Source organism: Azospirillaceae bacterium (assembly GCA_028283825.1).
Taxonomy (GTDB): Bacteria; Pseudomonadota; Alphaproteobacteria; order Azospirillales; family Azospirillaceae; genus Nitrospirillum.
Genome location: JAPWJW010000005.1, coordinates 909,428 through 921,799 on the forward strand (window position 1 = coordinate 909,428; position 12,372 = coordinate 921,799).

Here is a 12,372-nt window from a genome sequence, read left to right on the forward strand (position 1 = left end):
CATCAGCCCTTGATGCGGAAGCCGATGAGGAAGGCGCGGCCCGTGGGGTCGTCCGAGAACTCATAGGCCTGGCCGGCCGAGGTGGTGCCGCTGTAATAGCCGCTGAGCGGCGGGGTGGCATCGAACACGTTGGTCACGCTGAAGTAGATGGAGCTTTCCTTGACCTTCCACATGGAACCGACATCGTAGGTCAGCGTCACGTTGGTGGTGGCGTAGCTGCCGACATATTCGTCGGCGTAGACCTGGCTGGCCACGCCACTGCGGCGGAAGCCGTTGCGGTAATGTTCGAACAGGTCGACCTTGAACTGGTCGGTGACCTGATAGCTGGCGAAGGCCGCCAGCTGCACGCTGGGGCTGGGCATCAGGCCGTTCTGGCCCCAGCCCGCATCGCCCTGGTCGATCAAGGCCACGCCCGGCTGCGCGTAATAGATGTGCGGCTGCCAGTTGACCAGGAAGCGCAGGCCCAGCCCGCGGTCGAACAACTCGGTGTTGTAGCCGACCTCGGCGTCGATGCCCCAGGTCTTCACCGTGGCGATGTTCTGCGGCTGGATGTAATAGGCGGTGACGGCACCCGACGCGTCGCGCTGGATCAGCGAACAATAGGGCGAGGTGCCGTTGCTGGCGTAGCAGGCCGCCTGGGTCGCGGCGTTGAAGCCCTGGACCGTGGTGATCGCGTTGTCGATTTCCGTGTGATAGTAGTCGACCGTGAAGGTCGCCCCCGGAATGTAGCTCGGCTCATAGACGAAGCCGCCGGTGTAGGTGTGGCCCACTTCCGACTGCAGGGCGGTGTTGCCGGTGTTGATCGACGGCACGTAGGAGGTGGTGTTGGTCAGCGTGTCGGTGAAGTTGCCAGGCACCACCGTCTTGGGCTGGAACAGGTCGTACAGGGTGGGTGCCCGGATGTCGCGGGAAACGGTGCCGCGGAACTTCAGGTCGCTGTCCACCTGCCAGACCGAACCGACCTTCCACGTCAGGTACTGGCCGCTGGTGCTGTAGTCGGTGAAGCGCGCCGCCGCGTTCAGGTCCAGGGACTTGGCGAACGGCAGGTCCTTCAGCAGCGGCACCTCGACCTCCAGCGCCACTTCCTTCACGCTTTGCGCCACCGTGTCGCTGTTGGGGAAGGTGCTGGGGTACAGCGTGGTGGTGGAGGTGCAGTTGTAGCGCAGGCCCGTGCAGTCGGCGTAATCGCTGGCCGTCGCGGTGCTGGAGGCGTCGAACGTCTCCCGTCGCCATTCGCCCGACAGCGCCACGTTGACCGGCCCGGCCCAATCGTCGAAGGCGGTGCGGCTGATCGAGGCGTCGACCGCGTCCATGTCGGTGTGGGTCAGGAAACCGACGCCGCCCAGGACGTAATTGATGGCCTTGGAACTGGCGGCGGTGGGGCCGAACAGGTTCAGGGGCACGCAGCTGCCGTACTTGGACGGGTTGGTCAGGCTTGCTTGACAGACGATATTGCCGGTGGAGGGATCGACCACCGCGTCCAGCGCCGCCGACAGCCGTTCGGCGTTGGGCAGGTTGCTGACCGTCGTCTTCATGCGCGACGAGCCGTGGGTATAGGTGGTGTTCCAGTCGAAACCGCTGAAATCGCCCTCAAGACCGGTGTTCAGGTACAGCTGCGTCGTGTCGGTCTTGGCCTCGATGCGCGGCGCGCCCGACCAGATCTCGTTCATCGTGAACGTCTTCTGGCCGGCCGCCGCGAAGGCGTTCTGGTAGGCCGCCGGCAGGAAGGCGTTGGTGGCGCTGAGGGTCAGGCCCGACAGCTGGTTCCACCCGGTATAGGAGGTGTTGGTCTTCAGGTTGGCGCCACCCTGGATGAAGGCGTGCACATGGTCGGAGATGTCCAGGTCATAGCGGGCGAACAGCTGCGTGCCCTCATAGGGCGAGATCATGGAGGCGTTCTGGTAGGCGCCGTCGCCACCGATCTGGCAGCAGGTCGAACCGGTGGACGTGCCCTTGTTGAAGGTGCTGAGCACGCCGTTGGAATTGAAGGTCTGGCCGTTCAGGGCGCCGGAGGTGATCAGGCCGCCGAAGCTGTAGGTGCGCAGGCGGACGTTGGTGTCCAGCACATAGGGGTTGGCGGCGGTGCCCGCCCCCTGCATCGCGGCCAGGTTGTCCCAGTCGCGGTCGCCGGCGCGGTTCAGGATGCCGTCGCTCTCACGGTGCTGGACACTGGCCTCGAAATGGCCGTTGCTGCCAACCTCGAACCCGAAGGCGCCACCGACATCGCGGTTGCGGGCATCTCCCCGGTCTGAAATGCCGAATTCGCTGTGCGCTTGGTAACCGTCGAACTTGCGGTTCAGGACATAGTTGACCACGCCCGAAACGGCGTCGGAACCGTAGACGGCGGATACACCGCCGGTGACGATATCCACCCGCTGGATCAGTTCCTGCGGGATGATGTCCACGTCGACGGTGGAGTTGTACAGCGTGGGCGGCACGCGGTGACCATCGAACAGCACCAGCGTACGGTAGGAGCCCAGGTTGCGCAGGTTCAGCACATTGGCGGAGCCGTTGCCGCCCTGCACGCCGGTGGCGTTGGAGCCCGGGTTGCTGAACGAATTGCGCGAGCCGGAGAAGACCGGCAGGTTGTTGAGGGCGTCGGAGATGGAACCCGATGGGGCGGCCGCGAACAGGGCGGCGGTATCAACCGTCGTCAGCGGCGTCGGGCTGGCCGAACCGTCCTTGATGACGCGGGAACCGGTGACCACCACTTCCTCAAGCGGCGCGCTGCCGGCGGGGGCGTCCGCACCCTGGGGTGCCGCGACACCGCCGGTCGCCTGCGGCGCATTGGCCGACTGCGCGAACGCCGGGCAGCCAAGCACCAGCGCGCTAACCCCGAGCAACAGGCTGCGCATCAAACATCTCGACTTCATGGCGATCCTCCCTTTTGTTTCGTTCTTACGCCTTGTTCGCGGCGCCTACCGTTTCGGTAGGTCATTTGTTCGCGAACGCTCGGAACGTTCGCCTTGGTGATCGCATACGGTGCCCGCTACAGGGGTATCGGTTTTATATATTGTTGATAAGTTCTGGATTGATTGCCGGACAGGATTGCCATTGGCGCCTGTCCCCAACGGCATCGCAAAAACACAAAACCCCGCCGGCGGCCACCGGCGGGGTTTTGTTTGGGTTGTCCGCTTGGGGTTGCGGGATCAGAAGTCCCAGGAGGCGCGCAGGACGCCGCCGTGGCTCTGGTAGTCGCGGCGGTATTCGCCGTTGTACTCCAGCCGCAGCTTGAATCCCCCGCCCTGGTCCAGGGTGGTGCCCAGGTTCAGCGCCAGGCCGTCGGTGTTGATCCGCCCGGTGGTGCTGGCGAACGCCACGCCGGCCAGCACGCCCGTCGTCGGGATGGGGCCGTCCTTGAAGTCATGCAGCCAGGCCACCTTCAGGTCCGGCATAAACGTGCCCAGGCCGGTGTGCACGTCCGTCGTCACCTTCACCCCCAGCTCCTGCGTCAGCGCCGTCGTGCCCAACGGGTCCACCGTCAGGTTCGCCGGACCCGCGTCCCGCTCCTGGTAGCCATGGTTGGTCAGGCGCACCGCCCGCAGGCTGTATTGCGGCGTGAACGTCAGCGCCCCCTGCTTGGGCAGGTCGTACCCCACCGTCACCTTGCCCAGGTACTGCTCGCCACCATAGTTGGCGTTGGCACGGGCGCCCAGGAAGGCGATGTCGCGCCGCTGGTCGAAGTGGTTGTAGCCGAAGCCCAGCTGGCCCTCCACCGACAGACGCTGGTCCGACCAGTCCGGACGCCAGACGCTGTAGGCCGTCAGCTGGTAGCTGCCCACCCGCGTCAGGCTGCCCGCCATCACCCCCTGGCCCACCGACGCGCTGTTGATCCAGCTGAACGCCATGCCCGCCATCAGTTCGGAGTTGGCGAACCAGTCCGCCCCCAGCACGATGCCCGCACTGCTGGCCCGGTACCCGGCCGCCTCCGTCGTCGTGCCGCGCAGCACGCCCGCCCCCACGACCTCTCCCCAGATCACCCCGGTACGGCCGTCGGAGCCCGCCGCCAGGCCCTTGCCGTCTCCGTCCATCAGGCCCGCCACCTGGTCCTGGTGCTGGCTGATGGCCGTGGTGGTCGGCGTCACCGACGTCGCCGTCAGCTGCGGTGTCAGCTGGCTGGGCGACAGCTGCGCCACCGCCGTCCGCTGCGCCGTCGGCGTCAGGGTCGCCAACGGCGCCAGCACCTGCTGCTGGAAGGCCGCCAGCTGCGTGTTGGTGGTGATGCTGTTGCCGGCCAGGGCCGCGATGCGATCCAGCGCCGACCCCGTGCCCACCGCCGCACCGCCCTGGGCGTTGCCCACCGAGGTGTAGTTGGTGGCGGCCCCCGCCACCTTCAGCACCAGCTCCGTGGTGCCGCCCACCGTCACCAGGTTGCTGGTCACGGTGTAGCCGGTGGCGCTGAAGCTCAGCCCGCTCAGGTTCAGCCCGTTGGCCGAGGCGATGGTGTAGGTGCCGGCCTGCAAGGCGCCCGCCCCGCTGCCCACGCCCTGCAGCGCGATCGACCCGCCGGTGAACGCCGCACTGCCGCTGATCACCAGGTTGCCGTAGTTGGTCTGCGACGTCACCCCGATCACCAGGCTGCCCGCACTCTGGCTGTAGCTGCCGGCGATGTTGATCGCGTTGTTCACCAGCAGGGTCGCCCCGCTGTTGAACACCGTGTGGCTGCCAACATCGATGCTGTCGTTCAGCAGCTGCACCCCGCCGGTGAACCGCACGTTGGACAGGGTGTTGCTGATGGTGCCGACGCTGCCGTTGTACCCGGTCAGCGTCCCCGGGGCCGCGTCCGTGCCGCCGTTGATGACCAGGTCACCGGCCGACAGGTTGGTGATGTTGCCCGCCAGCGTGCCGCTGTTGGCGAGCGTGCCCAAGGTCCCGGTGGCCGCGATGTACAGGGCGGTGGGCGAGGACACCACCCCCGTCACGTTCAGCGTGTCCAGGCTGGCGCCGATGTAGTCGTTCGCAGCCGCCGCCAGCAGGCTGGTGCCGCTGGTCACCCCGGTGGCCGACAGGCCGGTCACCCCGCTGGTCACCGTGGCCCCGGCATAGCTGGACCCCGCCCCACCCTGGATCAGGGTGATGCTGTCGCCCACGATGTAGTTGGCCGTCCCGCTGAGGCCGGCATTGACCAGGCCGCCCGTCACGCTGGCCGCCCCGCTGACCGACAGCACATGGCCGTTGGCCGACAGGGTGCCCGCCGACTGGCTGTAGTTGCCGGTGATGGCAACGTCCTGGGCCAGGCCGATATTGGCGCCGATGTTGCCGACCGTGTGGCTGGCCACGTTGATCGCATCGGCCAGGCTGACCGCCCCCGCGGCGAACACCACGTTGGCGGATGTGTTGCTGATCGTGCCGCCGCTGAACAGGCCCACCGTGCCATTGCTGCCGCCGGTGATGCTGAGGTCGCCCGACGACAGGTTGGTGATGCTGCCCACGATGGTGCCGCTGTTGGCCAAGGCCCCCAGCGTGCCGGTCGAGGCGATGTACAGCGCCGACAGACCCCCGGCGGTGTTGCCCAGGGTGCCGGTCACGACCAGCGTGCCGTAGCTGGCGCCGATGTAGTCGTTGGCCGCCACCGCCAGCAGGCTGGTGCCGCTGGTGGTGCCGGTGGCGTCCAGGGCCCGTCAGGCCGCTGGTGACGGTGGCGCCCGTGTAGCTGGACCCCGCACCGCCCGTGATCATCGTCACGCTGTCGCCGACCAGGTAGTTGCCCACACTGGCCAGGCCCGCCGACACCGTGCCACCGCTCACCAGCGCCGGGCCGCTGACCGTCAGCACATGACCGCCCACAGTCAGCGTGCCCGCAGTCTGGGCATAGGTGCCGCTGACCGCCACGTCATTGGTCAGATTGAGGCTGGCGCCGATGTTGCTGACCGTGTGCGTCCCGCCCACATCGATGGCGTCGCCCAGGGCAACCGCCCCGCCGGCGAACACCACGTTGGCCCCGGTGTTGGCGATGGTGCCGCCGGTGAACACACCCACCACGCTGCCGCTGCCGCCGGTGATGCTGAGGTCGCCCGACGACAGGTTGGTGATGTTGCCGGCGATGGTGCCGCTGTTGGCCAAGGCCCCCAGCGTGCCCGTGCGGGCGATGTACAGCGCCGTGGCACCCCCGGCCGTGTTGGCCAGCGTGCCGGTGATGGCCAGCGTGCCGTAGGCCCCGCCGATGTAGTCGTTGGCAGCCACCGCCAGCAGGTTGGTGCCGCTGGTGGTGCCGGTGGCGTCCAGGCCCGTCAGGCCGCTGGTGACGGTGGCACCCGTATAGCTGCTGCCCGTCCCGCCCTGGATCAGGGTGACGCCGTCACCCACCAGGTAGTTGGCCGTCCCGCTCAGGCCGGCATCGACCAGGCCGCCCGTCACCACCGCCGCCCCGCTGACGCTCAGCACATGGCCCGCCACGCTCAGCGTGCCCGCACTCTGGCTGTAGGCCCCGGTGACGCTGACGTCATTCGCCAGCGTCAGGCTGGCGCCGCTGTTGCTCACCGTGTGGCCGCTCACGTCGATGGCGTCGCCCAGGCTGACCGCGCCCGACGCGAAGGTCAGGTTGGACAGGCTGTTGTGGATCGTGCCGCCGGAGAAGCTGCCCACCGTGCCGCCGGTGCCGCCGGTGATCACCAGGTCGTTGGCGCTGGCGTTGACCACGTTGCCGATGATGGTCCCGCTGTTGGCCAGCGTGCCCAGGCTGCCGGCGCTGGTGATCATCACCGCCGTCGGCGCATTGATGGTGCCGCTGTTGGTCAGCGTGCCCAGCGTGCCGCTGACGTAATCGCTCAGCAGGGTCAGCAGCAGGTCGGTCGACGTCCCGTTGGTGCCGGTGCCCAGCGTGGCGCTGAAGCCCGTGGCCGCCGCCGCCAGGTTGCTGGTCGTCAGGGTCCCGCCCACCTCGGCGATGGTGTAGCTCTGCCCCGCGATCAGGTTGCTGCCCGTCAGCGCCGTCACCGCCACCGTGCCGCCGCTGAACGCCGCGTCGCCGCTGACCAGCAGCTCACCCGCCGTGCCGCTGCCGATGCCCATCGCCAGCGTGCCGTCGCTCTGCGCGTAGTTGCCCGTCACGCTGACCACGCTGGTCAGCAGGACGCTGGCCCCGCTGTTGACCAGCGTGCCCGTGCCCACATTGACCCGCGTCGTTCAGCAGGATGTTGCCCGAGGCCAGCACCACGTTGGCGCCAGTGCTGGTGATCGTCCCCTGCGCCCCGGCCAGGCCGGTCAGGGTGCCCGTCACCGTGCCCGTACCGCCGGTGAAGGTCAGCGCGTTGGCGCTGGTGTTCACCACCGCGCCGGCGATGGTGCCGCTGTTGGCGATCGTGCCGATGCTGCCGCTGGTGTACAGCGCCGTGACACCCGTGATCACACCGCTGTTGTTCACCGCGGCGATGGTGCCGACGTTGGCCAGCGCCTGGCCGGAGACCGTGTTGGTGGCGCTGATCAGCCCGCTGTTGTCCACGCTGGCGATGGTGCCGCTGTTGTACAGGCCGTAGAACACGCTGCTGATGGTGCCCGTGCCCTGGTTGATCACCGCCCCGATCAGGCCGGCGTTGTTCAGCCCCGCCGCGTTGATCTCCGGCTCATCCAGCAGGCTGCCGCTGTTCAGCACCGTGCCGATGACGCCCTGGTTGTACAGCCCGATCACCCCCGTGGCCGTGCCGCTGTTGCTCACCAGGCCGATGCTGCCCAGGTTGTCGATGCCGTAGCGCGAGCCGCTCAGCACACCGCTGTTGGACAGCGTGCCGATGCTGCCCGCGCTGGCGATGTAGGCCGCCGTCAGCACGCCGGCGATGGTGCCGCTGTTGTTCAGGGTCCCCAGCGTGCCGCCGATGTAGTCGTTGCTGGCCGCCAGCACCAGGTCCACGTTGGACCCCACGGTGGCCACTCCGCTGCCCAGGGTCAGGCCGGTGACGGTGGAGGTGACGCTGACCCCGCTGTAGCTGGACCCCGCACCGCCCTGCACCAGCACCACGCCCGTGCTGCTGCCCACGATGTAGTTCAGCGTCGGGTCCACGCTGGTGCTGACCGTGCCGCCGCTGATGCTGGCAACACCGCTGACCACCGCCGCGTACGTGCCCAGCACCAGCGTGCCGCTGGCCTGGCTGTAGTTGCCCGTGATGCTCAGCGTGCCGGCCAGCACCAGGCTGGCCCCGCTGTTCACCACCGTGTGGCTGCCCACGCTGATCGCGTCGCCCACCACCTGGGCCCCGCCCGCGAACACCACGTTGCTGGCCGTGTTGCTGATGGTGCCGCCCGTGAGATTGCCGCCGCTGCCGGCCACCACCAGGTCGCCCGACGACAGGTTGGTGATGTTGCCAGCGATGGTGCCGCTGTTGGCGATCGTGCCCAGCGTGGCCGTGGCCGCGTTGTAGATGGCCGTGACGCCGCTGATCAGGCCCTGGTTCGCCAGCGTGCCGATCACGCCGCTGCCGCTGTTGCTGATGCCGATGGCGGAACCGGTGATGGTCCCCAGCAGCGTGCCGAAGCCGATGTTGCCCAGCGCACTGATCGAGCCGGTGTTGTTGACACCGATGGAACCGGAGACCAGGCCCGCGTTCTGCACGATGGTCATGCTGCCGGCGTTGTTCAGGCCCGCCGTCACACCCGTCATGGTCCCGGCATTGCCCAGGCCGATAGAGCGTGCCCTGGTTGTCGACCGCCGCCCCGGTCGTGCCCAGGATGGTGCCGTAGCTGGTCAGCGTGCCGAGGTAGCCCGCATTGGCGATGCCCACCGCACCCGCCATCAGGCCGGGGCTCACCACCGTGCCCAGCGTCCCGTTCAGGATGCTGGTGATGCTACCCAGGTTGCTCACCGCCGCGCTGGAACCCAGCACCGTGCCGCTGTTGGACAGCGTGCCCAGCGTGCCGGTGGCCGCCACATAGACGGCGTTGTTGGCGCTCAGCGTGCCGCTGTTGGCGATGCTGCCCAGCGTGCCGCCGACGTAGTCGTTGACACCGTAGAGATAGAGGCTGTTGCCCACGGTGGTGCCCGTGGCCTCCAGCCCCGTCACGCCGCTGTTGACGGTGTAGCCGGTGTAGCTGGACCCCGTCCCGCCCGCGATCAGGGCACTGCCGCCCGTCTGCCCCGCCAGGAAGGTGGTGGTGCTGGAGGCGCCCGTCAGCGCGATGGTGCCGCCCGTGACGCTGGCGGCATTGCTGGCCACCAGCCCGCCGCTGATCGCGTTGACCGTCAGCGTGCCCGCCGACTGGCTGTAGCCGCCCGTCACGTTGACGATGCTGGCCAGCAGGACGCTGGCGCCGCTGTTGGCCAGCGTGCCGGTGCCGACGTTGACCGCGTCGTTGAGCAACAGGGCGCCGCTGGCCAGCACCACGCTGGCGAGCGTGCTGGTGATGGTGCCCTGGCCCGACGGACCGGTCAGCGTGCCCACCGTGGTGCCCGTGCCGCCGGTGATGGTCAGCGCGTTGGCGCTGTTGTTGGTGATGTTGCCCTGGATCAGGCCGCTGTTGGCCAGCACACCCAGGGTGCCGGTCGAGGCGATGTACACCGCCGTGGCCGCACTCAGGGTGCCGGTGTTGGACAGCGTGCCGATGCTGCCGCCGACATAGTCGTTGTTGACCGACAGCAGGAAGGTGTTGCCGCTGATGCTGCCCGCCGCACCCAGGCCGGCCACGCCCGCAACCGCCGCCGTGGCGCCGGTGTAGCTGGACCCCGCCCCACCCTGCACCAGGGTGTAGGCGCTGCCCACCAGGTACACGCCCGTGGCCGACAGGCTGGCCAGCACCGTGCCGCCAGTGATGCTGGCCGCCCCCGTCACCACCAGCCGGCTGACGCCGGGGTTGACCGACAGCGTGCCCGAGACCTGGCTGTAGTTGCCCGTCACCGTCACGGTGCCGCCCAGCACCAGGCTGGCCCCGCTGTTGACCACCGTGTGGCTGCCCACGTTGACCTGGTCGGCCAGGAGCTGGCTGCCGCCCGCGAACACCACGTTGGAAGAGGTGTTGCTGATGGTGCCACCGGTCAGTGTGCCGCCGCTGCCGGCCACCACCAGGTCGGCCGACGACAGGTTGGTGATGTTGCCGGCGATGGTGCCGCTGTTGGCGATGGTGCCCAGCGTGGCCGTGGCCGCGTTGTAGATGGCCGTGACGCCGCTGATCAGGCCCGCGTTCGCCAGCGTGCCGATCACGCCGCTGCCGCTGTTGCGGATGCCCGTCGCCGACCCGACGATGCTGCCCAGCAGCGTGCCGAAGCCGATGTTGCCCAGCGCACTGATCGTGCCGGTGTTGTTGACACCGATGGAGCCGGAGACCAGGCCCGCGTTCTGGACGATGGTCATGCTGCCGGCATTGTTCAGGCCCGCCGTCACGCCCGTCATGGTGCCGGCGTTGCCCAGGCCGAAGAGCGTGCCCTGGTTGTCGACCGCCGCCCCCGTCGTGCCCAGGATGGTGGCGTAGTTGGTCAGCGTGCCGAGGTAGCCCGCATTGGCGATGCCCACCGCACCCGCCATCAGGCCGGGGCTCACCGCCGTGCCCAGCGTCCCGTTCAGGATGCTGGTGATGCTGCCCAGGTTGCTCAGCGCGGCACTGGCGCCCAGCAGCGTGCCGCTGTTGAACAGCGTGCCCAGCGTGCCCGTGGCCGCCACATAGACCGCGTAGTCGGCGCTGATGCTGCCGGTGTTGGCGATGCTGGCCAGGCTGCCGCCGACATAGTCGTTCAGGCCCAGGACCACCAGGTTGGTGCCGCTGGTGGTGCCGCCCACCGCCAGGCCGGCCACGTTGCCGACCGCGACCGCAGCACCGCTGTAGCTGGAACCGGCGCCGCCCGCCACCAGGGTGGTGGAACTGGCCACACCCGCCAGGTAGTTGGCGGTGCTGGACAGGCTGGCCGTCACCGTGCCGCCGGTGATGCTGGCGGCACCGCTGACCACCAGCTGGCTGGCGCCAAGGCCCAAGGTGCCGGCCGACTGGCTGTAGCCGCCGGTGACCGAGACGATGCTGGTCAGCAGGACGTTGGCGCCGCCGTTGACCAGGGTGCCGGTGCCGACATTGATGGCGTCGTTCAGCACCAGGTTGCCGGACGCCAGCACCACGTTGGCGAGCGTGCTGGTGATGGTGCCCTGGCCCGACGGGCCCGTCAGCGTGCCCACCGTGGCGCCCGTGCCGCCCGCGATGGTCAAGCCGGTGGCGCTGAAGTTGACGATGTTGCCCTGGATCAGGCCGGTGTTCACCAGCGTTCCCAGGTTGCCGGTGCTGGCGATGTAGACCGCCGTGGCAGCACTCAGGGTGCCGGTGTTGGACAGCGTGCCGATGCTGCCGCCGACATAGTCGTTGCTGACCGACAGCAGGAAGGTGTTGCCGCTGATGCTGGCCGCGGCACTCAAGCCCGCCACGCCCGAGACCGTCGCCGTGGCGCCGGTGTAGCTGGACCCCGCCCCGCCCTGCACCAGGGTGTAGGCGCTGCCCACCAGGTAGTTGGCCGTGGCCGACAGGCTGGCCAGCACCGTGCCGCCAGTGATGCTGGCCGCCCCCGTCACCACCAGCCGGCTGGTGCCGGGGGTGACCGACAGCGTGCCCGAGACCTGGCTGTAGCTGCCCGTCACCGTCACGGTGCCGCCCAGCCCCAGGCTGGCGCCGCTGTTGACCACCGTGTGGCTGCCGACATTGAGCTGGTCCGCCAGGAGCTGGCTGCCACCCGCGAACACCACGTTGGAAGAGGTGTTGCTGATGGTGCCACCGGTCAGTGTGCCGCCGCTGCCGGCCAGCACCAGGTCGGCCGACGACAGGTTGGTGATGTTGCCGGCAATGGTGCCGCTGTTGGCGATGGTGCCCAGCGTGGCCGTGGCCGCGTTGTAGATGGCCGTGACGCCGCTGATCAGGCCCGCGTTCGCCAGCGTGCCGATCACGCCGCTGCCGCTGTTGCGGATGCCCGTCGCCGACCCGACGATGCTGCCCAGCAGCGTGCCGAAGCCGATGTTGCCCAGCGCACTGATCGTGCCGGTGTTGTTGACACCGATGGAACCGGAGACCAGGCCCGCGTTCTGGACGATGGTCATGCTGCCGGCGTTGGACAGGCCGCTGGTGACACCGGTCATGGTGCCGGCGTTGCCCAGGCCGAAGAGCGTGCCCTGGTTGTCGACCGCCGCCCCGGTCGTGCCCAGGATGGTGGCGTAGTTGGTCAGCGTGCCGAGGTAGCCGGCGTTGGCGATACCCACCGCACCCGCCATCAGGCCGGGGCTCACCGCCGTGCCCAAGGTGCCGTTCAGGATGCTGGTGATGCTGCCCAGATTGCTCAGCGCGGCACTGGCGCCCAGCAGCGTGCCGCTGTTGAACAGCGTGCCCAGCGTGCCCGTGGCCGCCACGTAGACGGCGTTGTTGGCACTGATGGTGCCGGTGTTGCTCAGCGTGCCCACGGTGCCGCCGACATAGTCGTTC

Annotated in this window: 4 protein-coding genes; all 4 read right to left on the reverse strand. The window is 68.7% G+C overall.

Annotation, left to right across the window (positions count from 1 at the left end; translation table 11 throughout):
• Nucleotides 1-2 precede the first annotated feature (2 nt).
• The gene (locus tag PW843_30450; protein ID MDE1150892.1) at nt 3-2,855 is read right to left on the reverse strand and encodes a TonB-dependent receptor; all 2,853 of its coding nucleotides are present in this window, start codon (nt 2,853-2,855) and stop codon (nt 3-5) included.
• A gap of 294 nt (nt 2,856-3,149) precedes the next feature.
• Nucleotides 3,150-4,031: an autotransporter outer membrane beta-barrel domain-containing protein gene (locus tag PW843_30455; GenBank protein MDE1150893.1), complete on the reverse strand. Its 882-nt coding sequence runs from the start codon at nt 4,029-4,031 to the stop codon at nt 3,150-3,152.
• Between the two features lie 775 nt (nt 4,032-4,806).
• Entirely contained in the window at nt 4,807-7,110 is a 2,304-nt protein-coding gene (locus PW843_30460) for a hypothetical protein (GenBank protein MDE1150894.1), read from the reverse strand.
• A gap of 452 nt (nt 7,111-7,562) precedes the next feature.
• Nucleotides 7,563-12,372 (reverse strand): hypothetical protein (locus tag PW843_30465; protein MDE1150895.1); only part of this gene is annotated, 4,810 nt, incomplete at its 5' end.